The organism is Pseudomonas sp. PME37.24/006, assembly GCF_055556635.1.
Genome location: NZ_JBVHNL010000001.1, coordinates 769890 through 791919, shown reverse-complemented (window position 1 = coordinate 791919; position 22030 = coordinate 769890). Strand labels below are relative to the sequence as shown.

Annotated in this window: 24 protein-coding genes and 1 tRNA gene; 5 read left to right on the top strand and 20 right to left on the bottom strand. The window is 59.4% G+C overall.

All coding sequences use genetic code 11. The annotated features are described in order from the left end of the window. Nucleotides 1-10 precede the first annotated feature (10 nt). The 11 genes from ndk to trmJ form a co-directional block, all read right to left on the bottom strand. Complete coding sequence (gene ndk / locus ACZ3GY_RS03665) at nucleotides 11-442, bottom strand: nucleoside-diphosphate kinase (protein WP_225834427.1); 432 nt, start codon at nucleotides 440-442, stop codon at nucleotides 11-13. Between the two features lie 140 nt (nucleotides 443-582). After that, nucleotides 583-783: a Fe-S cluster assembly protein IscX gene (gene iscX, locus ACZ3GY_RS03660; protein WP_225834429.1), complete on the bottom strand. Its 201-nt coding sequence runs from the start codon at nucleotides 781-783 to the stop codon at nucleotides 583-585. Nucleotides 784-798: 15 nt separating this feature from the next. Next, nucleotides 799-1140 (bottom strand): ISC system 2Fe-2S type ferredoxin, encoded by a 342-nt coding sequence (fdx, locus tag ACZ3GY_RS03655; RefSeq protein WP_042555296.1) that lies wholly within the window; start codon nucleotides 1138-1140, stop codon nucleotides 799-801. A 3-nt stretch (nucleotides 1141-1143) separates the two neighbouring features. Next, complete coding sequence (hscA, locus tag ACZ3GY_RS03650) at nucleotides 1144-3009, bottom strand: Fe-S protein assembly chaperone HscA (RefSeq protein ID WP_465908960.1); 1866 nt, start codon at nucleotides 3007-3009, stop codon at nucleotides 1144-1146. A 54-nt stretch (nucleotides 3010-3063) separates the two neighbouring features. Beyond that, complete coding sequence (hscB, locus tag ACZ3GY_RS03645) at nucleotides 3064-3591, bottom strand: co-chaperone HscB (protein WP_225834432.1); 528 nt, start codon at nucleotides 3589-3591, stop codon at nucleotides 3064-3066. Further along, nucleotides 3591-3914, bottom strand: a complete 324-nt coding sequence (gene iscA, locus ACZ3GY_RS03640; protein ID WP_225834433.1) for an iron-sulfur cluster assembly protein IscA — start codon at nucleotides 3912-3914, stop codon at nucleotides 3591-3593. Before iscA ends, hscB begins: the two co-directional genes overlap by 1 nt. Nucleotides 3915-3926: 12 nt before the next feature. Further along, the gene (iscU, locus tag ACZ3GY_RS03635; protein ID WP_002552476.1) at nucleotides 3927-4313 is read right to left on the bottom strand and encodes a Fe-S cluster assembly scaffold IscU; all 387 of its coding nucleotides are present in this window, start codon (nucleotides 4311-4313) and stop codon (nucleotides 3927-3929) included. 42 nt (nucleotides 4314-4355) lie between these two features. Beyond that, nucleotides 4356-5570 carry an IscS subfamily cysteine desulfurase gene (locus ACZ3GY_RS03630; protein WP_225834435.1) on the bottom strand — a complete coding sequence of 405 codons (1215 nt, stop codon included), beginning with the start codon at nucleotides 5568-5570 and terminating at the stop codon, nucleotides 4356-4358. A 43-nt stretch (nucleotides 5571-5613) separates the two neighbouring features. Beyond that, complete coding sequence (iscR, locus tag ACZ3GY_RS03625; RefSeq protein ID WP_225834437.1) at nucleotides 5614-6111, bottom strand: Fe-S cluster assembly transcriptional regulator IscR; 498 nt, start codon at nucleotides 6109-6111, stop codon at nucleotides 5614-5616. Nucleotides 6112-6259: 148 nt separating this feature from the next. Continuing rightward, a complete protein-coding gene (gene cysE / locus ACZ3GY_RS03620) occupies nucleotides 6260-7039 on the bottom strand; it encodes a serine O-acetyltransferase (RefSeq protein WP_225834439.1) in 780 nt (259 codons plus the stop codon). Beyond that, on the bottom strand, nucleotides 7032-7799 hold the full coding sequence (gene trmJ / locus ACZ3GY_RS03615) for a tRNA (cytosine(32)/uridine(32)-2'-O)-methyltransferase TrmJ (protein ID WP_463563958.1): 768 nt from the start codon (nucleotides 7797-7799) through the stop codon (nucleotides 7032-7034). Before trmJ ends, cysE begins: the two co-directional genes overlap by 8 nt. A gap of 143 nt (nucleotides 7800-7942) precedes the next feature. Here trmJ and suhB point away from each other — a divergent pair, with 143 nt between their 5' ends. Further along, nucleotides 7943-8758 carry a type III secretion system regulator SuhB gene (gene suhB / locus ACZ3GY_RS03610; RefSeq protein ID WP_463563957.1) on the top strand — a complete coding sequence of 272 codons (816 nt, stop codon included), beginning with the start codon at nucleotides 7943-7945 and terminating at the stop codon, nucleotides 8756-8758. 96 nt (nucleotides 8759-8854) lie between these two features. Here suhB and ACZ3GY_RS03605 read toward each other — a convergent pair whose 3' ends face one another. From ACZ3GY_RS03605 to queA, 6 genes are all read right to left on the bottom strand, one after another. Continuing rightward, entirely contained in the window at nucleotides 8855-9400 is a 546-nt protein-coding gene (locus ACZ3GY_RS03605; protein ID WP_463563956.1) for a glycine zipper 2TM domain-containing protein, read from the bottom strand. 124 nt (nucleotides 9401-9524) lie between these two features. Further along, on the bottom strand, nucleotides 9525-10445 hold the full coding sequence (secF, locus tag ACZ3GY_RS03600) for a protein translocase subunit SecF (protein WP_463563955.1): 921 nt from the start codon (nucleotides 10443-10445) through the stop codon (nucleotides 9525-9527). Between the two features lie 9 nt (nucleotides 10446-10454). Further along, nucleotides 10455-12323 (bottom strand): protein translocase subunit SecD, encoded by a 1869-nt coding sequence (gene secD / locus ACZ3GY_RS03595; protein WP_463563954.1) that lies wholly within the window; start codon nucleotides 12321-12323, stop codon nucleotides 10455-10457. A 214-nt stretch (nucleotides 12324-12537) separates the two neighbouring features. Next, nucleotides 12538-12867, bottom strand: a complete 330-nt coding sequence (yajC, locus tag ACZ3GY_RS03590; RefSeq protein WP_225834455.1) for a preprotein translocase subunit YajC — start codon at nucleotides 12865-12867, stop codon at nucleotides 12538-12540. A 39-nt stretch (nucleotides 12868-12906) separates the two neighbouring features. Further along, the gene (gene tgt / locus ACZ3GY_RS03585) at nucleotides 12907-14022 is read right to left on the bottom strand and encodes a tRNA guanosine(34) transglycosylase Tgt (RefSeq protein WP_465909225.1); all 1116 of its coding nucleotides are present in this window, start codon (nucleotides 14020-14022) and stop codon (nucleotides 12907-12909) included. A 14-nt stretch (nucleotides 14023-14036) separates the two neighbouring features. Next, on the bottom strand, nucleotides 14037-15086 hold the full coding sequence (gene queA / locus ACZ3GY_RS03580; protein WP_463566017.1) for a tRNA preQ1(34) S-adenosylmethionine ribosyltransferase-isomerase QueA: 1050 nt from the start codon (nucleotides 15084-15086) through the stop codon (nucleotides 14037-14039). Between the two features lie 113 nt (nucleotides 15087-15199). Between queA and ACZ3GY_RS03575 the strand changes: the two genes are divergently transcribed. From ACZ3GY_RS03575 to ACZ3GY_RS03565, 3 genes are all read left to right on the top strand, one after another. Then, a tRNA-Leu gene (locus tag ACZ3GY_RS03575) sits at nucleotides 15200-15284 on the top strand. Nucleotides 15285-15624: 340 nt separating this feature from the next. Further along, nucleotides 15625-15837 carry a cold-shock protein gene (locus tag ACZ3GY_RS03570; RefSeq protein ID WP_010486675.1) on the top strand — a complete coding sequence of 71 codons (213 nt, stop codon included), beginning with the start codon at nucleotides 15625-15627 and terminating at the stop codon, nucleotides 15835-15837. Between the two features lie 88 nt (nucleotides 15838-15925). Continuing rightward, nucleotides 15926-16420 (top strand): RDD family protein, encoded by a 495-nt coding sequence (locus tag ACZ3GY_RS03565; RefSeq protein WP_465908958.1) that lies wholly within the window; start codon nucleotides 15926-15928, stop codon nucleotides 16418-16420. Nucleotides 16421-16534: 114 nt separating this feature from the next. Here the strand turns inward: ACZ3GY_RS03565 and lptG are convergent, their stop codons facing one another. The 3 genes from lptG to pmrG all read right to left on the bottom strand — a co-directional run bounded on the left by lptG (nucleotide 16535) and on the right by pmrG (nucleotide 19776). Beyond that, the gene (gene lptG / locus ACZ3GY_RS03560) at nucleotides 16535-17596 is read right to left on the bottom strand and encodes an LPS export ABC transporter permease LptG (RefSeq protein ID WP_463563952.1); all 1062 of its coding nucleotides are present in this window, start codon (nucleotides 17594-17596) and stop codon (nucleotides 16535-16537) included. Then, nucleotides 17589-18701, bottom strand: a complete 1113-nt coding sequence (lptF, locus tag ACZ3GY_RS03555; protein WP_465908957.1) for an LPS export ABC transporter permease LptF — start codon at nucleotides 18699-18701, stop codon at nucleotides 17589-17591. The genes lptG and lptF overlap by 8 nt, the downstream gene beginning before the upstream one ends. A gap of 304 nt (nucleotides 18702-19005) precedes the next feature. Further along, on the bottom strand, nucleotides 19006-19776 hold the full coding sequence (pmrG, locus tag ACZ3GY_RS03550; RefSeq protein WP_465908956.1) for a lipopolysaccharide core heptose(II)-phosphate phosphatase PmrG: 771 nt from the start codon (nucleotides 19774-19776) through the stop codon (nucleotides 19006-19008). A 750-nt stretch (nucleotides 19777-20526) separates the two neighbouring features. Here pmrG and ACZ3GY_RS03545 point away from each other — a divergent pair. Next, nucleotides 20527-22026 (top strand): leucyl aminopeptidase, encoded by a 1500-nt coding sequence (locus ACZ3GY_RS03545; RefSeq protein WP_465908955.1) that lies wholly within the window; start codon nucleotides 20527-20529, stop codon nucleotides 22024-22026. The last annotated feature ends 4 nt before the right edge of the window (nucleotides 22027-22030 follow it).

The following is a 22030-nucleotide window of genomic DNA, read 5'->3' as shown; positions in this document are numbered from 1 at the left end:
ACGCTTCGCCTTAGCGAATGCGAGCGTTTACCTCAGTAGCGGAGAAGAAGTAAGCGATTTCGCGAGCAGCGGAAGCTTCCGAATCGGAACCGTGAACAGCGTTCTCGTCGATGGAAACAGCGAAGTCAGCTCGGATGGTGCCGGCAGCCGCTTCTTTCGGGTTGGTAGCGCCCATCAGCTCACGGTTCTTGGCGATGGCGTTTTCGCCTTCCAGAACCTGCACGATGACCGGACCGGAAGTCATGAATGCAACCAGATCCTTGAAGAAACCGCGCTCGCTGTGCTCGGCGTAGAAGCCAGCAGCTTCGCGCTCGGACAGTTGCAGTTGCTTGGAAGCAACGATACGCAGACCAGCTTCTTCGAAGCGAGTGGTGATCTGGCCGATAACGTTTTTAGCGACGGCATCAGGCTTGATGATGGAGAAAGTGCGTTGAACAGCCATGTGAAACTCCAGAAACGGTGGATTAAAGCCAAAAATTAAACCCGCGAATTATACGCGGGTTCCAGTCAAAAGCATAAGAGCGGTGCCCGTACTGGCACTCACTCCGCACATCCGGGCCGGCAAAAAGCCGCCCTGACGCGTTATTGCGATTCTTCGATCCACGCAGCCTGAATGGCTTCGAGTACCTTTTCGCCGCCACGTTGCGGGTCGTCGGAAAACTCCGGCAGCTCGACCACCCAGCGATGCAACTGGACGAAATTCACGTAACGGGGATCGACCTCCGGCTTGCCGTCGGCGAGCTGGATGGCGATCTCGAGAACATCAACCCATTTCAGGCTCATGCGTGGGCTTCCTGATCAGTGCGGCGCTTCGGCGGCGTGGTTGAGCGAGTACTTGGGGATTTCGACGGTGATGTCTTCTTCACCCACGATAGCCTGACAGGCGAGACGCGACTGAGCTTCCAAGCCCCAGGCCTTATCGAGGTAATCCTCTTCGAGCTCGTCGGCTTCGTTCAGCGAGTCGAAACCTTCACGCACGACGCAGTGGCAGGTGGTACAGGCACACACGCCACCACAGGCGCTTTCCATCTCGATATGGTGCTCGTGGGCCAGCTCCAGAATGGAAGTACCAGGCTGAGCCTCCACCACCAGCCCTTCCGGACAGAATTTCTCGTGGGGCAGAAAAATTACCTGAGGCATCAGTTATTCCTCGATCTCATTCAGGTTGCGCCCGGCCAGCGCGGCTTTCACCGTCAGATCCATGCGGCGGGCTGCAAAAGCATCGGTCACTTGCGACAGACGCTTGGTCTGCTGCTCGATGGCCACGCCATCGGTACCGGTCAACAAATCACGTAGTTCCTGCATTTGCAGGTCGATCACCATGCGCTCTTCGGCATCCAGCAGCCGCTCGCCATCGACCTGCAGGGCAGCCTCGACCGCCTCGACCAGACGCTGGGCGTCGACCTGCTGCTCGCGCAGCGCGCGGGCGGCCTTGTCGCCACCCGCATGCTGGAAGGAGTCCTTGAGCATGCGCGCCACCTCACCATCGGTAAGGCCGTAGGACGGCTTGACCTGGATACTGGCTTCGACGCCCGAAGCGAGCTCGCGGGCACTTACGCTGAGCAGACCATCGGCATCCACCTGGAAGGTCACGCGGATCTTCGCCGCGCCAGCCACCATTGGCGGAATACCGCGCAGCTCGAAACGCGCCAGGGAGCGGCAATCGCTGATCAGCTCGCGCTCACCCTGCAGCACATGGATCATCATGGCGCTCTGGCCATCTTTGTAAGTAGTGAATTCCTGCGCACGAGCCACCGGAATCGTGGTGTTGCGCGGAATCACCTTCTCCATCAGCCCACCCATGGTTTCCAGCCCCAGGGACAATGGGATGACGTCCAGCAGTAGCAATTCTTCGCCGTCTGCACGGCGATTGCCGGCAAGGGCATCGGCCTGGATCGCCGCACCGATGGCGACCACCTGATCCGGGTCGATATCGGTCAGCGGCTGACGGCCGAACAGCTCGCCGACCGCTTCACGCACACGCGGTACACGAGTAGAACCACCGACCATGACCACAGCACCGACATCTTCGACTTCGACACCGGAATCACGTACGGCACGGCGGCAGGCTTTCAGGCTGCGCGCCACCATCGGCTCGACCAGCGCCTGAAAATCCGCGCGGGACAACACGCCACGCCACTGACCATGCACGACCTCGACGCTCTCGGCATCAGTCAGTGCTTCCTTGGCGGCACAGGCGGTCTGCAGCAGGCTGCGCTGGGCACCCGGCGCGATATCGGCGGACAAACCAGCCTGCTCGACGATCCAACCAGCGATGGCATGGTCGAAATCGTCACCACCCAACGCACTGTCGCCACCGGTAGCCAGCACCTCGAACACGCCACCGGTCAAACGCAGGATGGAGATATCGAAGGTGCCGCCGCCCAGGTCGTAGATCGCCACCACGCCTTCGGCGCTCTGGTCGAGACCATAGGCGACCGCGGCAGCGGTGGGCTCGTTGAGCAGACGCAGCACGCTCAGGCCAGCCAGACGCGCAGCATCCTTGGTGGCTTGGCGCTGGGAGTCGTCGAAATAGGCCGGCACGGTGATCACCGCCCCGACCAGTTCGCCACCCAGGGTCGCCTCGGCGCGCTGACGCAAAACACGGAGGATGTCGGCGGACACTTCCACAGGGCTTTTCAGCCCCTGCACGGTGTCGATGAAGGGCATGTGCGACTCGCCGGCGACGAAGCGGTAAGGCAGCTGCTCACCCAATTGCTTCACATCGGCAAGGCCACGGCCCATCAGGCGTTTGACCGACAGGATGCTGTTGAAGGGGTCGCTGGCGGCATCACGACGAGCCGTTTCACCGACCTCGACGCGATCGGCGTGGTAACGCACGGCCGAGGGCAGAATCAGGCGCCCCTCACTGTCCGGCAGCGGCTCGCTGACGCCGCTGCGCACGGCAGCGACCAGGGAATTGGTGGTGCCCAGATCGATCCCTACAGCCAGACGACGCTGGTGTGGTTGTGGGCTCTGTCCGGGCTCAGCAATCTGCAATAAAGCCATAGGTAGTCGGTGCTTATCTGGGTATCAGGCACGGCCACGGCAGCCGTACGTGCATTAATCGTCGAGGCGCTCTTCCAGCTGGCGCACCTCGTGGGAAAGCTTGTCGAGGAACTGCATGCGGCGCATCAGGCGTTCAGCCTCTTCTCGGCGCGCATTGTCCTCCCAAGCCTCGGCGAAGCTATCGTTGAGGTTTTGCTTGGCGATCTTCAAACGCCCCTTGAACGCAGCAACCCCTGCCAGATCAGCGTCGTCTTGCAACTCTTCGAGCTCTTCGCGCCACTGCATCTGCTGCATGAGGAAGTCAGCATCCTGCACCGTCACTTCCAACGGCAGCTCGGGCCCACGCATCGCAAGCAGATAACGGGCCCGTCGCGAATCACTCTTGAGCGTGCTATAGGCCTCGTTAAGGCTTGCCGAACGCTCAAGCGCCAGACGCTGCTCACGCTCAGAAGCGTCAGCAAAACGATCGGGGTGCACGCTACGAGCAAGCTCGCGGTAGCGGGCCGCCAACTGATCAAGATCCAGACGAAAGCTCGGCTGCAACTCGAACAGGGCGAAGTGACAGGGGCCAGAACTGCTCATCAGATGTTAAAGCTTTCGCCGCAACCGCACTCGCCACGGACATTCGGGTTGCTGAACTTGAAGCCTTCGTTCAACCCTTCCTTGACGAAATCCAGCTCGGTACCGTCGAGGTATACCAGGCTTTTGGGATCGATGATCACCTTGACGCCATGGCTCTCGAACACCTGATCTTCGCTGGCGGTCTCATCGACGAACTCCAGTACGTAAGCCAAGCCGGAGCAGCCCGTGGTGCGAACACCCAGACGGATACCCTCACCCTTACCACGCCCGTCGAGCGAACGACGAATATGCTGGGCAGCGGCTGGAGTCATGCTGATGGTCATCGACGAACCTCCTTAGAGCAAACCTTTCTTCTGTTTGTAATCGCGTACGGCTGCCTTGATGGCGTCCTCAGCGAGTACCGAACAGTGAATCTTTACGGGCGGCAGTGCCAATTCTTCGGCGAGCTGGGTGTTCTTGATGGTCTCTGCCTCGTCCAGCGTCTTGCCCTTCATCCACTCAGTGGCCAGGGAACTGGAAGCGATTGCGGAACCACAGCCGTAGGTCTTGAACTTGGCATCCTCAATGACACCCTGCTCGTTGACCTTGATCTGCAGACGCATCACGTCGCCGCAGGCCGGCGCGCCGACCATGCCGGTGCCGACATCAGGATCTTCCGCGTTCATCTTGCCGACGTTGCGCGGGTTCTCGTAGTGGTCGATGACCTTTTCGCTGTAAGCCATGTTATGAATCCTCTTTCATCAGGCGCCGCTCACCGGCAGCTTTTAGTGTGCTGCCCATTCCACTTTGGAAATGTCGACACCTTCTTTGAACATATCCCAGAGCGGCGACAGTTCGCGCAGCTTGGTGACTGCCTCGCGTACTTTCTCCGCGGCGTAATCGACTTCTTCTTCGGTGGTGAAGCGACCGAAGGTGAAGCGAATCGAGCTGTGCGCCAGTTCGTCGTTGCGGCCCAGGGCGCGCAGCACGTAGGAAGGCTCCAGAGAGGCCGAGGTACAGGCCGAACCGGACGATACCGCCAGATCCTTGAGGGCCATGATCAGCGACTCGCCTTCGACGTAGTTGAAGCTGAGGTTCAGGTTGTGCGGTACACGGGCCGTCATGCTGCCGTTGATGTACAGCTCTTCCAGACCATCGACATGCTTGAAGAAACGATCACGCAGGGCCAGTACCTTGGCGTTCTCTGCAGCCATTTCTTCCTTGGCGATGCGGAAGGCTTCGCCCATGCCGACACACTGATGGGTCGCCAGGGTACCGGAACGCATACCGCGCTCGTGGCCGCCACCGTGAGTCTGAGCCTCCAGACGGATACGCGGCTTGCGGCGTACGTACAGAGCGCCGACACCTTTCGGGCCATAGGTCTTGTGCGCCGAGAAAGACATCAGGTCGACTTTGAGATTCTGCAGATCGATCTCGACCTTGCCGGTCGACTGGGCGGCGTCGACGTGGAAGAACACGCCACGTGCACGCAGCATCTCGCCGATCGCAGCAATGTCATTGACGGTGCCGATTTCGTTGTTGACGTGCATGATCGACACCAGAATGGTGTCTTCACGCAGTGCTGCTGCGACCATATCAGGGGTGATCAGGCCATCTTCACGCGGCTCGATATAGGTAACTTCGAAGCCTTCACGCTCAAGCTGACGCATGGTGTCGAGCACCGCTTTGTGCTCGATCTTCGAGGTAATCAGGTGCTTGCCTTTGCTGGCGTAGAAGCTGGCAACGCCCTTGATGGCGAGGTTGTCGGATTCGGTGGCACCGGACGTCCAGACGATTTCGCGGGGGTCGGCATTGACCAGCTCGGCGACTTGGCGGCGGGCATTTTCCACTGCTTCTTCGGCTTTCCAGCCGAATACGTGGGAACGCGAAGCCGGGTTGCCGAAGTTGCCTTCGTTGGTCAGGCATTCGATCATCTTTTGCGCAACGCGTGGGTCGACTGGCGTTGTCGCGGAATAGTCCATGTAGATCGGCAATTTCATTCAGGTATCTCCTAATCAGGTATCAGGCCGGCGCCTTGCGTGCTCAATCGACGGTGGACGCTTCAATCTTATCCAGAAGGTGTGCCCGGCCATTGCTATTGCAGCGACGCTGATCCTGGCGCTGGGCGACTTCCTGCACCTCACGGCGAGTGACCAGATCGGCCAAGCTGATGCCGCTGAGGAACTCGTGGATCTGCTGGCTCAGATCGCACCACAGGTGATGGGTCAGGCAGATGTCGCCAGAGTGACAACCACCCTGCCCTTGGCAACGGGTGGCGTCGACGGATTCGTTGACCGCGTCGATCACTTCAGCGACCTGGATACCCTGCATGTTGCGCGACAGTTGATAACCACCACCCGGGCCACGCACGCTGGAAACCAGACTCCCACGACGGAGCTTGGCGAACAGCTGCTCGAGGTAGGAGAGAGAAATACCCTGGCGCTCAGAGATATCGGCGAGGGATACCGGCCCATTTTGCGCATGCAGCGCCAAATCGAGCATGGCAGTCACGGCGTATCGGCCTTTGGTAGTCAGTCGCATGAAGGGTTACCAAGGAATCACAATGTGCCGCAATTATCCTATTCCCGAGTATTTAAGTCAACTATAAGACCAACCAAAACACTCAGGTTTAAACGCCTTGCAACCCGCAAGCGGCGGCGGATCATAGCAAAGCTAGGCCTGCCATGCATCAGGCGGCGGGCTTGTCACCCTGCCCCTTACACACCCCATCGAAGTCCTCGGCGCGCAGCTCAGGCAAGTCTTTGGCCCGGTAATCACTACCCAGCGCACCAAGCGCCTCGCACATGCCTTCCAGACGATTGTCGACCGCATGCAGGTGGTCGAGCAGCTGCGCGATTGCCCGCGCCACCGGATCCGGCATGTCCTGGCTGACGCCGTAGGCATCGAAACCCAGCTTGTCCGCAATGGCCTGGCGCTGCGCCTCGAGCCCCGCATCATCCTTGACGATGATCTTGGCCGGAATACCGACCGCCGTCGCCCCAGCCGGCACCGCCTTGGTGACCACCGCGTTGGAACCGATTTTGGCACCGGCACCGACCGTGAACGGCCCCAGCACCTTGGCACCAGCCCCAACCACCACGCCATCCTCGAGAGTCGGGTGACGCTTGCCCTTGTTCCAACTGGTGCCGCCCAGGGTGACGCCCTGATAGAGCGTCACGTCATCGCCGATCTCGGCGGTTTCACCGATGACGATACCCATACCGTGATCGATGAAAAAACGCCGACCAATCACAGCACCTGGGTGAATCTCGATGCCAGTCAGCCAGCGACTGAAGTTCGACACGCTGCGCGCCAGCCACTTCCAGCCTGACACCCAAAGCCCATGGGCCGCTCGATGCAGCCAAACCGCATGCAATCCGGGGTAGCAGGTGACCACTTCGAACGCATTGCGCGCCGCAGGATCACGATGAAAAACACCCTGGATATCTTCCCGCATGCGCTCAAACATCAGTCTTCCCCCGCTTATGGTGCTCGCCGCGCGCCGCCTTGAGCGTTTCAGTCAACACGCCGCGCAAGATGTTCATTTCCAGCTTGGTCACACCGCTGCGGCCGTACAGCCGACGCAGACGACTCATCAGATGACGCGGATTTACCGGGTCGAGAAAACCAATCTCTACCAACGACTTTTCGAGGTGCCCATAGAAGGACTCCATCTCGTCAGCGGTCACCGGCTGATCACCCTCGTCGGCAGCGACCTCCTGGCGAGGCGCGTTTTCCAGCGCCAAAGCCGACATGCGCGCTTCGTAGGTCAGCACCTGCACAGCGGCAGCTAGGTTCAGCGAGCTGAATGCCGGATCGGACGGAATATGTACATGGAAATGGCAGCGCTGTAGCTCTTCGTTGGTCAGGCCGGCGTGCTCGCGACCGAATACCAGCGCCACCTCGCCACCAGCGAAGGCCTTTTCCACAGCCGCCACGCCACATTCGCGCGGATCGATCAGCGGCCAGGGGATGCGCCGCTCACGGGCGCTGGTGCCGAATACCAGACTGCAGCCGACCAGTGCATCTTCAAGGCACGAAACCACCTGGGCAGAATCGAGGATATCGGTAGCGCCAGATGCCCGCGCCACCGCCTCCTCACTCGGAAACTGACGCGGCTCGACCAGGACCAGCCGCGACAGCCCCATGTTTTTCATGGCACGAGCCGCCCCGCCGATATTGCCGGGATGGCTGGTATTGACCAGTACCACTCGAATGTTCTGCAACAAGGGAGACGCCCGCGTCGGATAAATAAGGTGACAAATCTTACAGAAGCCCCCCGCTTTATGCCACGCAGCACACCGACGGCACTTCAAGCGAGATGCTTTTCTGCTAGAATGGCCGGCTTTATTACGACCCCAGGTGAACTTCCATGCAGCCCATGCTGAATATCGCGCTGCGCGCAGCCCGTAGCGCCGGTGAAATGATCTTCCGCTCCATCGAACGCCTGGACGTCATCTCTGTAGATGAAAAGGACGCCAAGGACTACGTCACCGAGATCGACAGGTCAGCCGAGCTGATGATCATCCAGGCTTTACGCAAGGCCTACCCAACTCACAGCTTCCTTGGCGAAGAAGGTGGCCTGCTGGAAGGCAGCGGCGAAGGCGCCGATTACCAATGGATCATCGACCCACTGGATGGCACTACCAACTTCATCCGTGGCGTCCCGCACTTCGCCGTAAGCCTGGCCTGTAAATACCGCGGCCGCCTAGAGCATGCAGTGATTATCGACCCGGTGCGCCAGGAAGAATTTACCGCCAGCCGCGGCCGTGGCGCAGCCCTGAACGGCCGTCGCCTACGCGTGAGCAATCGCAAGAGCCTGGAAGGCGCCCTGCTGGGCACCGGCTTCCCGTTCCGCGACAGCCAACTGGACAATCTCGAGAACTACCTGGGCATGTTCCGTAGCCTGGTAGGCCAGACCGCAGGCGTACGCCGCGCGGGTGCCGCCAGTCTGGATCTGGCTTACGTTGCCGCAGGCCGGTTCGACGCATTCTGGGAGTTCGGCCTATCCGAGTGGGACATGGCCGCAGGCGCCCTGCTGATCCAGGAAGCGGGCGGCCTAGTCAGCGATTTCAGCGGTGGTCATGAATTCCTCGAGAAGGGTCAGATCGTCGCCGGCAACACCAAGTGCTTCAAGGCCGTACTGACCGCGATCCAGCCGCATCTCTCGGCATCGCTCAAGCGTTAATAGGTGCACCTATAAAGAACCGGCCTGGCGCCGGTTTTTTATTGCCCACGAAAAAGGCGCTCCTGAGAGCGCCTTTTATGCATCAAGCTGAGCGAATCACTCGTCCGCCTCAGAATCGGCCAGCACCAGCTTGCCATCGCGCACCGGGATCTTGCTGCCCGGCTCTTCGTCCATTCGCACCTTACCGATCTTGCCATCGAGATCGTATTTCACGTCATAGCCAACGATCTTATCGCTGGAGTCGGTCACGGTCTTGCAACGCGTCTCGGTGGTGGTATAGGTATCGCGGCCCTGCATACCTTCCTGCACCTTGTTACCTGCGTAACCACCACCGACGGCACCTGCCACGGTAGCGATCTTCTTGCCGTTACCACCACCGACCTGGTTACCGAGCAGACCACCGACCACGGCGCCGATAGCGGTACCTGCTATCTGATGCTGATCCTGAACCGGACGCTGGCGGGTAACGGCCACGTCCTTGCATTCTTCACGCGGCGTCCTGATGGTTTCAGTCACCGGCTTCACCGCCAGGACTTCGGCGTACTGAGGCCCACCGCTGACCAAACTGTAGGTCGCAACCGCGCCACCTGCTGTGACACCAACAGCACCCAATACAGCTCCAACCAACAATGACTTGTTCATGCGAACCTCCTGATCACAACTGCAGCGCACTTGCGCTTTACTCCCTGCCTTGGAAACGCAAAACGGGCGACAAGTTCCCTTGTCGCCCGCTTATATCCACTGCACTGAGCCGAGCGTCACAACTTCAAGGACGCTCGTCAACGCCCTCGGCATTGGCCACCGGTGGAATCAGATCCTCGGAGGTCAGCTTCAACCAGATCAGCACGGGAGCGCTGATATAGACCGAGGAGTAGGTACCCACCACAACACCGATCAGCAGCGTCAGCGCAAAGCCACCAAGGCTATCGCCACCGAACACCAGCAAAGCGATCAGCGCCATGGCCGTCGACAATGAAGTGGCGATGGTACGCAGCAGCGTCTGAGTAACCGAAACGTCGATGTTCTCGATGATGTCGGCCTTGCGCATTACGCGGAAGTTTTCGCGAATACGGTCATAAATGATGATGGTGTCATTGAGCGAGTAGCCCACCATCGCCAGCACCGCCGCAAGCACCGTCAGATCGAACGGCACCTGGAAGAAAGCCAGGATACCGAGGGTCACGATGATGTCGTGCGCCAGCGAGCCGACGGCACCGATACCGAACTTCCACTGAAAGCGAAACGCCAGGTACAACAGGATCCCGCCGAGCGCCAAAAGCATCGCCAAGCCACCCTGATCGCGAAGCTCTTCACCAACCTGAGGGCCGACGAATTCGACGCGCTTGACCTCGAACGAGGTATCTCCATCGATCTTGCGCAGGGCCGTGGCAACTTCACTACCAAGATCGGCGGAGTCACCAGCCAGGCGCACCAGCACATCAGTGGTGGAACCGAAGCTCTGCACCACTGCATCGTTGTAGCCAGCCTGACCCAGCTCACGCTTGATCAACTCCAGATCCGCTGGCTGCTCGTACGTCAGCTCGATCAGCGTCCCGCCAGTGAAGTCCAGGCCGAAATTGAGACCATGTTTGAACAGGCTACCCAAGCCGATAAGGCTGATAACCACGGTAATGGCGAACGCAATATTGCGTATCGCCATGAAAGGAATGCGCGATGGTAACTTCATGATCTCACCTCAAATCCACAATTTCTTGAAGTTACGGCCACCAAAGATCAGGTTGACCATGCCGCGAGTGAACATGATCGCGGTAAACATCGAGGTGATGATGCCCAGCGATAACGTCACAGCAAAACCCTTCACCGGCCCAGTACCCAGCGCGAACAGAATCGCACCGACCAGCAAGGTCGTCAGGTTACTGTCGAGAATGGCGGAGTAGGCTCGATCGAACCCCTCGTGAATCGCCCGCTGCACCGACAGCCCATTGTTCAGCTCCTCTCGTATTCGAGAAAAGATAAGCACGTTGGCATCCACCGCCATGCCCAGCGTCAATACGATACCGGCGATGCCAGGCAGCGTGAGAGTCGCCCCGATCACCGACATCAGGCCGATCAGCAAGACCAGGTTGAAGGCCAGCGCCACGGTCGCCAAGACACCAAAGAATCGGTAAATGGCAATGATGAACAGCGACACGAAGACCATCGCCCACTCAGTGGACTCGATGCCCTTGACGATGTTCTCGGCACCCAGGCTAGGGCCAATGGTGCGCTCTTCGGCGAAATACATCGGTGCAGCCAGACCACCGGCACGCAGCAGCAACGCCAGCTCGGATGACTCGCCCTGGCCGTTCAGGCCGGTGATGCGGAACTGGCTACCCAGCGGCGACTGGATGGTCGCCAGGCTGATGATCTGCTTCTCTTCCTTGAAGGAGTCGACCTGTACTTCCTGCTCGACGCCATCGACCATCTGCTTCACGTAGCGGGTCAGCGGACGCTGCTCGATGAAGATCACCGCCATGCTGCGCCCGACGTTGCTGCGGGTCGCGCGGTTCATCAGGTCACCGCCATGGCCATCCAGACGGATGTTCACCTGCGGGCGACCGTTCTCGTCGAAGCTGGCCTGGGCGTCGGTCACCTGGTCACCGGTGATGATCAGCTCACGCTCGAGCTGCACCGGCGGACGACCTTCCTCGCGGAAGCCGAACGGCTCGGTGGTGCCACGCGGTGCATTCGGGTCAGCCGCCAGACGGAATTCGAGGTTGGCGGTCTTGCCGAGAATACGCTTGGCTTCGGCAGTGTCCTGCACGCCTGGCAGCTCGACCACGATGCGGTTGGCACCCTGACGCTGAACCAGCGGCTCGGCGACGCCTAGTTCGTTGACCCGGTTACGCACGGTGGTCAGGTTCTGGCGGATCGAGTATTCGCGAATCTCGGCGATCTTGGCTGCCGTCATGGTTACGCGCAGCACTTGCTGGCCAGCACGCTCCTGAGCATTCAATTCGAAATCGTTGAAATCTTTGCGGATCAGCTGCTGGGCCTTTTCCAGGGTCTCGCTGTCAGCGAAGCCCAACTGGATGGCGCCGCCCTGCTGCGGCATGCTGCGATAGCGCACACGCTCCTTGCGCAGCAGGCTCTTGAGCTCGCCTTCATAGACCTGGCGACGAACGTCCAGCGCCTTGTCCATGTCGACTTCGAGCAGGAAGTGCACACCGCCAGAAAGGTCGAGGCCGAGCTTCATCGGGCTCGCACCCAGATTACGCAGCCAGTCGGGGGTGGTCTGGGCCAGGTTGAGGGCAACTACATAGTTGTCGCCGAGCGCTTTGCGCACGATGTCCTTGGCCGGCAGTTGGTCGCTTTGCTTGGTCAGACGCAGCAGGCCGTTACGGCCCTGCTCGCCAACGCTCGATGCCTTGACCTGGATACCTGCGTCGCCCAGCGCCTTGCTGACACGATCGAGATCAGCTTGCTCGATGGCCTGCGCCGTGCTGGCCCCACTGATCTGGATGGCCGGATCATCAGGGTAGAGATTGGGTGCGGAATAAATCAGACTGATGCCGAGTACCGCTGCGATCAGCAAGTATTTCCACAGAGGGTATTTGTTGAGCATGAATGACGCCGCCCGCTTATGACGCGGGGCGCAATCTGCGCCCCGCGGGATGGATAAAACTGGAACAGATAGTCAACAAACTGCTGAAAAACGTAGGCGAGGCAGCCAGCGCAAGGCAAAAACAGGCGAGGAAGCGGAGTGTACTTTGGTACATGAGCATTCCGAGCTTGTTTTTAACGCAGCGATGGCAACGCAGGTAGTTTTTCAACCGTCATCAGATGGCTTTCAGCGTGCCCTTAGGCAGGGTTGCTGCGATGGCACCTTTCTGGATCTTCAGTTCGACGGTGTCGGACACTTCGATTACCACGAAATCGTCGCTGACCTTGGAAACCTTGCCGGCGATGCCGCCGGAAGTTACCACTTCGTCACCCTTCTGCAGATTGCCAAGCAGGCTCTTGTGCTCTTTGGCACGCTTGGCCTGAGGGCGCCAGATCATCAGATAGAAGATGACCAGGAAGCCGACCAGGAAGATCCACTCGAAACCGGAACCAGCCGGGCCGGCAGCACCAGCATCAGCGTAGGCAGCGGGAATAAAAAAGCTCATTTGACACTCCTGTTGAAAGATTTTTTAGCCATCGAATCATCATTCCAGCGGCGGCGTTGGCAGACCGCGCCGGGCGTAGAAGGCATCGACAAAGGCGGCCAATGTACCCTGTTGAATTGCCTCGCGCAAACCAGCCATAAGGCGCTGGTAATGACGCAAGTTGTGGATTGTATTCAACATGCTGCCGAGCATTTCTCCGCATTTATCCAAATGGTGCAGATAGGCGCGCGAGAAGTGTTTGCAGGTGTAACAGTCGCAGGTCGGATCCAGCGGCGAGTCATCGTGACGGTGAAACGCATTGCGGATTTTCAACACGCCGGTGTCGATGAACAGGTGGCCGTTGCGCGCATTGCGCGTCGGCATCACGCAGTCGAACATGTCCACGCCACGGCGCACGCCTTCGACCAGATCCTCCGGCTTGCCGACACCCATCAGGTAACGCGGCTTGTCGCTGGGCATCTGCCCTGGCAGATAATCCAGCACCTTGATCATCTCTTCCTTCGGCTCGCCGACCGACAGACCGCCAATGGCAAGGCCGTCGAAATCCAGCTCGCTCAAGCCTTCCAGCGAGCGCATGCGTAACGACTCGTGCATGCCACCCTGAACGATGCCGAACAACGCCGCGGTACTGTCACCATGGGCGACCTTGGAACGCTTGGCCCAGCGCAGCGACAGCTCCATGGAGGTCTTGGCCACATCGAACTCGGCGGGATACGGCGTGCACTCGTCGAAGATCATCACGATGTCGGAGCCCAGATCGCGCTGCACCTGCATCGACTCTTCCGGGCCCATGAACACCTTGGAACCATCGACCGGCGAGGCGAAGGTCACGCCCTCCTCCTTGATCTTGCGCATCGCCCCCAGGCTGAAAACCTGGAAGCCGCCCGAGTCGGTGAGGATTGGCCCCTGCCACTGCATGAAATCATGCAGGTCACCATGACGTTTGATGACTTCGGTACCTGGGCGCAGCCACAGGTGAAAGGTATTGCCGAGGATCATCTGCGCACCAATGGCTTCGATATCGCGCGGCAACATACCTTTTACCGTGCCATAGGTGCCGACCGGCATGAAGGCCGGGGTCTCGACCACGCCACGGGGGAAAGTCAGGCGGCCACGACGGGCCTTGCCATCGGTGGCCAGCAGTTCGAAGGACATGCGGCAGCTGCGCGTCATAGGTGATCCTCGGGCCCGCGTGGCGCGGGATTGCGGGTGATGAACATGGCATCACCGTAACTGAAGAAGCGATATCCCTCGGCCACCGCCTGAGCGTAGGCCGCCATGGTTTCTGCATAGCCGGCAAACGCCGACACCAGCATCAGCAGGGTCGATTCGGGCAGATGGAAGTTGGTGACCAGGGCATCGACCACGTGGAATGGCCGACCGGGATAGATGAAGATGTCGGTATCACCGCTGAACGGCTTCAGCTCACCATCGCGAGCTGCACTTTCCAGCGAGCGGACGCTGGTGGTGCCCACGGCAACCACTCGACCGCCGCGGGCACGGCAGGCCTGCACTGCGTCGACCACGTCCTGGCCGACCTCCAGCCACTCGCTGTGCATGTGATGATCTTCGATACGCTCCACACGCACCGGCTGAAAGGTTCCTGCGCCGACGTGCAGCGTGACGAAGGCGCTTTCGACACCCTTCTCGCGCAGGGCCGCCAGCAACTCATCGTCGAAATGCAGGCCTGCGGTAGGCGCCGCTACGGCACCGGCTTTCTGCGCATAGACGGTCTGATAGCGCTCGCGATCCGCGCCTTCATCCGGCCTGTCTATATAAGGAGGCAACGGCATGTGCCCGACACGTTCGAGCAGCGGCAGTACCGCCTCGTCGAAACGCAGTTCGAACAGTGCATCGTGGCGCGCCACCATCTGCGCCTGAGCACCACCCTCGATGAGAATCGTCGAACCTGGCTTGGGTGACTTGCTGGAACGCACATGGGCTAGCACCCGATGTTCGTCGAGCACGCGCTCGATCAGCACCTCGAGCTTGCCACCCGACGCCTTCTGGCCGAATAGCCGCGCCGGAATCACGCGGGTGTTGTTGAACACCATCAGGTCACCCGGGCGCAGGTACTCGAGCAGGTCGGCGAAATGCCGATGAGCGAGCGCGCCACTGGCACCGTCGAGAATCAGCAGACGGCTGGCACGGCGTTCGGCAAGGGGATGGCGGGCGATCTGCTCATCTGGCAGTTCGAAATGAAAGTCGGCAACGCGCATGGAGGAAAAGGTGTCGTCTTGCAGGGCGGAGCAGCTTACCGGAATTCCTACACGCTGACCACGCAAGTGCATTGACCAACGGCAACTTGCTCCCTATACTGCGCCGCGATTGTGCCCCGGTGGCGGAACCGGTAGACGCGGCGGATTCAAAATCCGTTTTCGAAAGAAGTGGGAGTTCGAGTCTCCCCCGGGGCACCATATATCCTTCAACTGTTACCTACTTGTGACAGTTCGCAGCAAAGCTGTGCTGCGCGACTCCTCTTCGCGCAATTAGCCATTATAAAAACCAACTCGAAACTCGCCCAAAAGCCTCACGAATCTTACGTGGGATTATGCGTGGCCGAGGGGTTGGCATTTGCTTCAGAGTTAGCGTAGAGTTCAGCCACTGTGTTTGCATGGGTCGCCGAGAATCGTGACCTGATGCAGTAGATCGCTCAAGATCCGCTACATCCCGTTCGACTTCCACACTCCTTGCAACCAGTATTCAGTCCTCTATATATGGAGGCTGTCATCAACTCTAGTTCCAAGGAAAAGAGACATGTCGAATCGTCAGAACGGTACCGTCAAGTGGTTTAACGACGAGAAAGGTTTTGGTTTTATCACTCCAGAAAGCGGTCCGGATCTGTTCGTACACTTCCGCGCTATCGAAGGTAACGGCTTCAAGAGCCTGAAAGAAGGCCAAAAAGTTAGCTTCGTCGCTGTACAAGGTCAAAAAGGCATGCAGGCTGACCAGGTTCAAGTCCAGGAATAAGCCGCTGCTTGAAAAACCCCTGATGCATATCAGGGGTTTTTTTATGCCTGCAATTTAGTATGGCCTGCCCCCACATCACGAGCCCTCCATGCCAAAACATGCACTGCGCCCGCAAGGTGACTTCCCCACAGCCGGCCTGGGCCGCCGCCTGGCTGCGGTGCTTTACGACAGTTTCCTGTGCATTGCCCTGCTGATCGTCGTCACCTTCATCTACAAACTGATTCAGATGGCGATCTACGGCGAAGCACAACTACGCCAATGGTCAGAGGCAGGAGCACTGGACGGTGACCCGTTGCTATCCACCCTGCTGCTAATCAGCCTGTTCGGGTTCTTCGCCAAATTCTGGACGCACAGCGGCCAGACACTAGGCATGCAGGTCTGGGGCATACGCGTACAAAATAAGGACGGCACGGCGATCAGCCTGTGGCAAGCATTGCTACGGTTTCTGGTCGCACTTGTTTCGGGACTGGCCTTGGGCCTGGGCTACCTGTGGGTGCTCTTCGACAAACGCAAATGCAGCTGGCACGACCACTACTCGGATAGCGTTACCGTGCAACTGCCGAAGAACGCGCATCGCAAGTAGCGAGAAGAGCAACTAACGGCACCCATCGGCAAGGTGAATACCCGCACAAAGAAAAGGCTCAAAGCATGCACCACGCCCTCCCCCGCCAGACAGGAGAAGGCGCGATGCGATAGATCAGCCAGCTCGGCGCAGCAGCCAGAAGCCTGCCACCGCACAGATACCCGCAGGGATTAGCACCGCGAACAGCGGCGAGAAGCCGAAGACCAGACTCGAAGGCCCCAGCAGATCCTGAGCAATACGAAACACGAAGCCAACCAACACACCGGTGAACACGCGCTGGCCGAGGGTGACCGAGCGCAGCGGGCCAAAAATGAAGGAGATCGCCATTAGCACCAGCGCAGCGGTGACCAGCGGCTGCAGCACCTTGGTCCAGAACGCCAGCCAGTACTGACCATTGTTCAGGCCCTGCTCTTTCAGATAATGGATGTAGCGCCACAGACCACTGACCGACAGCGCCTCGGGCTCCAGCACCACGGTGCCCAGCAGTTGCGGATTGAGCTCGATATCCCAACGCTCGCTCGGCGCCTTGAGCACTTCGGTGCTGCGCTCGTGGAACTGGGTGGTGGCCACATCTTCCAGCTGCCAGTAGCTACCTTCGTAGGTAGCGCGACGGGCAAAGCTGGACGATTCCAGACGACGCTGATCGTCGAAGCGGTAACGCGTCACACCGAACAACACGCCATCAGGCTGCACGGCATTGATGTGCACGAACTCCTGCCCCTGACGGTGCCACATGCCCCGCTTCGAGGTCTGCGCTTCGCCACCGCCCTGTGCCATGGCCCTGCCCGCCTGGGCCTGATTCTCGCTCCAAGGGGCGACATACTCACCGATCAGGATGCCGACCAGCATCAGCGCCAGCATCGGCTTCATCACGCCCCAGACGATGCGCCCGATGGACACGCCAGCCGCACGCATGATGGTCAATTCGCTGTTGCTGGCCAGAGTACCCAGGCCGATCAGACACCCCACCAGCGCAGCCATGGGCAGCATGTCGTAGATGCGCCGCGGCGCGGTGAGGAAGACGTACCACAGGGCATCGCCCAGGCCGTAGTTACCTTCTATATCACCCAACTCGTCGATGAAGGCGAACAGCAGGGCCAGGCCGACGATGATGCCGAGCACAGCCAGAATGGCGAACAGCACCTGCGCGCCAATGTAACGATCCAGCTTAACCACGAGTGCTCTCCCGACGACTTACCAGCTTCAGACGCATCGGCTCCCAGTACAGTAGGGCCAGGCCGATCAGCAGGAACAACAGGTGCACGCCCCACAGGCCGATTGCTGGCGGAATGCGCCCTTTGTCCAACGCACTGCGTGCAGCAACCAGCAAACCAAGGTAGGTCATGTACAACAGAATCGCCGGGAGCAACTTGAGGAAGCGCCCCTGACGCGGGTTGACCCGAGACAGCGGCACCGCCATCAAGGTGACGATGAACACCAGCAACGGAATGGATAGACGCCACTGCAGTTCAGACTGCAGACGCGGCTCGTCACTGCCGAACAGCTGCGACGTGGGTATGGCTTCGCGCTCGCTGATGTCTGCGGTCACCGAAGGCTTGGGCAGCAACACACCGTAGGTGTCGTACTGCACGACGCGGTAATCGGCCTGTCCCGGATTGCCGTCATAGCGATAGCCGTTTTCCAGAATCAGGTAACGACTGCCGTCGCTCTGCACTTCCTGACGACCACTCTCGGCCACCAGCACGGTGATGCCGCGCTCCTTGTCACCGGCACGGGACAAGCGCTTGTCGGAGATGAAGATGCCGCCCAACTCGGTGCGATCTTCCGACAGCTCCTGGGTGTAGGTGACCCGCGAGCCATTGCGCATGGACTGAAAGCGCCCGGGCACCAGCGTATCGAACTCGGTCAGCGCATCCTGCTCATTGAAGATCTTGGCGACCTGGGAAACGCCCTGAGGCGCCAACCCCATGCTCAACCAGGCAACCAGCAGCGCCACCACAGTGGCCGGCGCCAGGCTGTAGATAAACAGCTTCTGCTGGCTCATGCCGGTCGCCGACAGCACGGTCATCTCGCTGTCCAGGTACAAACGCCCGTAGGCCAGCAGGAAACCCAGAAACAGCCCCAGCGGCAGAATCAGTTGCAGGAAGCCGGGCAGACGAAAGCCCATGATCAGAAACAGTACGCCCGGATCGAGCATCCCCTGAGCCGCCTGGGCCAGGTACTTGATGAAGCGGCCACTCATGATGATCACCAGCAGCACGGCACTGACCGCACTCAAGGTAACCAGAACCTCTCGGGACAAATATCGGAAGACGATCAAACAGACACTCCAGGGTTGTCAGGCTCAGGCGGCTGTACTCGAACTAACCGCACTGCATGCTGGTGCGCGCGTTAAGCGAACCGGCCGAAAAATTGCCGTTATTATCCTGCGATTAAGCTGGCGTGTCACTGCACATAAAGCCGTGCCAGCCACAAAGACTCTGCCACGCGTAAGCATTCAGCAGAGCGGTTACGTGCGGCGTGGGCGCAAATAGTTATTGGTATGTTCCGCTGGATACCAGAGGTAACCCCCTAGATCTCTCTGCCGCGCGGCAACTGGGTCCGTGCACGTACCGGGATCCAGCCTATATATCCAATTCGCGTAGATACGGCGGTGGTGTTTTCTGCGCTACTTGCCTGCCGTCATGACCTTGATAGCCCACCTTGCCAACTTTTCCTGCCTCAGCCCCCAGGGCGACACCCCAATCATCCGCATCGAGAAAGCCCAGCACATTCAAGGAATCAGGCTCAGATGCCTTGGTAAAGAACAACGAAGTTCCATATTCAGGCGTTTCACTGTCGTAGCCCAGCGCCTGCTCGAACGCGGAGATACAGCTGCTGTGGGTAACCAGAACCAGGTTTTTACCCGGAGCTTTATGCTGTAGCGCGTCCTTGAGCATCGTTTCTCTGCATTTATACAGCCAGTCTTCATCTATACCGACATCGTCAAAAACGATTGACTCGGTCTGTGCAGTTCGAGCGAGTGGGCTGTTGTAAATGTCGGTTTTGCCGAGACCTAATTGGCTGAAACGCTCTGCGAGAAGATTTCCAACCACCACCGACCTGGAGGTCACACCTTCCGTACCTTGCAGGCATGGATGGTCTTCCTTGTCACACCGCTCGAGATGGCGGAGCAAAACAATCACATCGCCACTTTCCCATTGGGCCAACAGGTTGGGCAGCTCATGCCTGCTTTCTTCTGAAAGGTCTGCTATTTCGGGGGGATGAACAATGAACGCGCCCGCTGCAACCACCAGAGAAGCCGCTGTTGCCCAGGTAAATGCACGCTTGCGCTGGCAGGCACTGAGCGTGCGCAACCATTGCCGGGAACGGCTAAGCAATGGAACGTTGAACATGAAGACTCCTAATTCCGAGCCACGAGTGGCCATTGCCACGCAGGGTGAGCCTTAGTTGAACTCAAGCACTGTGAATAGTTGCGAAACAGGAATGGTTAACTGAACCGCCCTATTCCTGATGCGAGCATTTCGCTCTTAAGCACACCGCCTGGGCAGCCTAAGTTGGCCGAGCACACCGAATACCTGACCAGAGCCAAGACACTCCCCGGAGAGGCTCAAGCGAAATCGTGTGTAGACGAACGGAGCAACCTGCGCGTACGAAATTCAGGCTGTAGAAGCGAATACGCGGGGCGAAGCGTGGGAGAAATCGATCCACAGAAAATCGCCGCACCACCGGCAGAGCACGGTAGACGGCGAAGTGTCTAAACGCATCAAGAACCTCACCCCGCGCAACGCTCTGCTACGGCTGGGTGACTCTCCGTACAGACCTGAAGGCGCTGGGCATCCGCCAACACCGCCTGTACGATACCCGACACACTTACGCGACCATGTGCCTTATGGCTGGAACGGATGTGGCCTTTATTGCCAACATTGCCAATCAGCCCGGACACACGATAGAAGTACCACTCAGCACCTGCACCAAATGGATCAATTTCAAGGGTGACTGGTCAGAGTTGGTTAAGCTGTCGACTGCTAAAAAATCGGTACAGCAAAACCAGGAATTCAGTTAAAGCCTTTGAATACAGGGCGTTAGAGAAAACCCTGTAAATCATCCTGCATCCGCGACTCGTTGCCTTGGGGACACCACGCATGGAATTTATTGTCAAAAGCGCTCGCCCGGAAACATTGAAAACCGCCACCCTGGTCATTCCAGTTGGTGAAGGTGCAATCCTCGGCGCCACCGCCAAAGCGGTAGACGCTGCCAGCGGCGGCGCGATCAGTGCTCTACTCAAGCGCGGTGACCTGGCCGGCAAGCCTGGCCAAACCCTGCTGGCCCACGGTCTGCCGAACCTCAAGGCCGAGCGCGTACTGCTGGTCGGCACCGGGAAAGACGCCGAACTTTCCGATCGCCAACTGCGTAAACTGATCGCAGCCGTCTACACGGTACTGAAGAACCTCGGTGGCAGCGATGCCCTGCTCGCCCTGCAGGATGTTCAGGTTAAGAACCGCGACGCCTATGGCAAGGCGCGTCTGCTAGTGGAAAGCCTGGCAGACGCTGGCTACCAGTTCGACCGTTTCAAGAGCCAGAAAGCCACGCCTGGCGCGCTGAAGAAAATCACCCTGATCACCGACAAGGCCAGTGTCGCCGACGTCGAGCGCGCGACCACCGAGGCTCGCGCCATCGCCATCGGCATGGCGCTGACCAAGGATCTGGGCAATCTGCCGCCGAACATCTGCCACCCCAGCTACCTGGCCGAGCAAGCCAAGGAACTGGCCAAGGCGCACAAAAACCTCAAGGTCGACATCCTCGACGAGAAGAAGCTGCAGGCGCTCGGCGCTGGTGCTTTCCTCGCCGTCGCTCAGGGCAGCGATCAGCCGCCGCGGATGATCGTGCTCAACTATCAGGGCGCGAAGAAGACCGACAAACCCTACGTACTGGTCGGTAAAGGCATCACCTTCGACACTGGCGGCATCAGCATCAAGCCGGCCGCTGGCATGGACGAGATGAAATACGACATGTGCGGCGCCGCCAGCGTGTTCGGCACCCTGCGCGCCGTACTGGAGCTGCAACTGCCGATCAATCTGGTGTGCCTGTTCGCCTGCGCCGAGAACATGCCCAGCGGCGGCGCTACCCGCCCAGGTGACATCGTCACCACCATGAGCGGGCAGACCGTGGAAATCCTCAACACCGACGCCGAAGGCCGTCTGGTGCTGTGCGACACCCTGACTTACGCCGAGCGCTTCAAGCCGCAAGCAGTGATCGATATCGCCACCCTCACCGGCGCCTGCATCGTCGCCCTGGGCAGCAATGTATCTGGCCTGATGGGCAACGATGACGACCTGGTTGGCGAGATTCTCGCTGCAGGCCGCCACGCCGATGATCGCGCCTGGCAGCTGCCGCTGTACGACGAATACCAGGAGCAGCTGGATAGCCCGTTTGCCGACATTGCCAATATCGGCGGCCCCAAGGCCGGCACCATCACTGCGGGCTGCTTCCTGTCGCGCTTCGCCAAGAGCTACCGCTGGGCCCACCTGGACATCGCCGGCACGGCCTGGATCAGCGGCGGCAAGGACAAGGGCGCCACTGGCCGCCCAGTGCCCCTGCTGACCCAGTACCTGCTCGATCGCGTACCGCAGGAGCAGCGCTGATAGC

Coding starts and splice junctions, on each gene's coding strand:
- hscB (WP_225834432.1), bottom strand. CDS start 3,591: ATGAGCAGTTCTGGCCCCTGTCACTTCGCCCTGTTCGAGTTGCAGCCG.
- cysE (WP_225834439.1), bottom strand. CDS start 7,039: ATGTTTGAGCGCATGCGGGAAGATATCCAGGGTGTTTTTCATCGTGAT.
- secF (WP_463563955.1), bottom strand. CDS start 10,445: ATGAAGTTACCATCGCGCATTCCTTTCATGGCGATACGCAATATTGCG.
- iscU (WP_002552476.1), bottom strand. CDS start 4,313: ATGGCTTACAGCGAAAAGGTCATCGACCACTACGAGAACCCGCGCAAC.
- ACZ3GY_RS03545 (WP_465908955.1), top strand. CDS start 20,527: ATGGAATTTATTGTCAAAAGCGCTCGCCCGGAAACATTGAAAACCGCC.
- yajC (WP_225834455.1), bottom strand. CDS start 12,867: ATGAGCTTTTTTATTCCCGCTGCCTACGCTGATGCTGGTGCTGCCGGC.
- iscR (WP_225834437.1), bottom strand. CDS start 6,111: ATGCGACTGACTACCAAAGGCCGATACGCCGTGACTGCCATGCTCGAT.
- ACZ3GY_RS03570 (WP_010486675.1), top strand. CDS start 15,625: ATGTCGAATCGTCAGAACGGTACCGTCAAGTGGTTTAACGACGAGAAA.
- suhB (WP_463563957.1), top strand. CDS start 7,943: ATGCAGCCCATGCTGAATATCGCGCTGCGCGCAGCCCGTAGCGCCGGT.
- iscA (WP_225834433.1), bottom strand. CDS start 3,914: ATGACCATCAGCATGACTCCAGCCGCTGCCCAGCATATTCGTCGTTCG.
- hscA (WP_465908960.1), bottom strand. CDS start 3,009: ATGGCTTTATTGCAGATTGCTGAGCCCGGACAGAGCCCACAACCACAC.
- ACZ3GY_RS03605 (WP_463563956.1), bottom strand. CDS start 9,400: ATGAACAAGTCATTGTTGGTTGGAGCTGTATTGGGTGCTGTTGGTGTC.
- ACZ3GY_RS03565 (WP_465908958.1), top strand. CDS start 15,926: ATGCCAAAACATGCACTGCGCCCGCAAGGTGACTTCCCCACAGCCGGC.
- ndk (WP_225834427.1), bottom strand. CDS start 442: ATGGCTGTTCAACGCACTTTCTCCATCATCAAGCCTGATGCCGTCGCT.
- pmrG (WP_465908956.1), bottom strand. CDS start 19,776: ATGTTCAACGTTCCATTGCTTAGCCGTTCCCGGCAATGGTTGCGCACG.
- tgt (WP_465909225.1), bottom strand. CDS start 14,022: ATGTCCTTCGAACTGCTGGCCACCGATGGCAAGGCCCGTCGTGGCCGC.
- ACZ3GY_RS03630 (WP_225834435.1), bottom strand. CDS start 5,570: ATGAAATTGCCGATCTACATGGACTATTCCGCGACAACGCCAGTCGAC.
- iscX (WP_225834429.1), bottom strand. CDS start 783: ATGAGCCTGAAATGGGTTGATGTTCTCGAGATCGCCATCCAGCTCGCC.
- secD (WP_463563954.1), bottom strand. CDS start 12,323: ATGCTCAACAAATACCCTCTGTGGAAATACTTGCTGATCGCAGCGGTA.
- fdx (WP_042555296.1), bottom strand. CDS start 1,140: ATGCCTCAGGTAATTTTTCTGCCCCACGAGAAATTCTGTCCGGAAGGG.
- queA (WP_463566017.1), bottom strand. CDS start 15,086: ATGCGCGTTGCCGACTTTCATTTCGAACTGCCAGATGAGCAGATCGCC.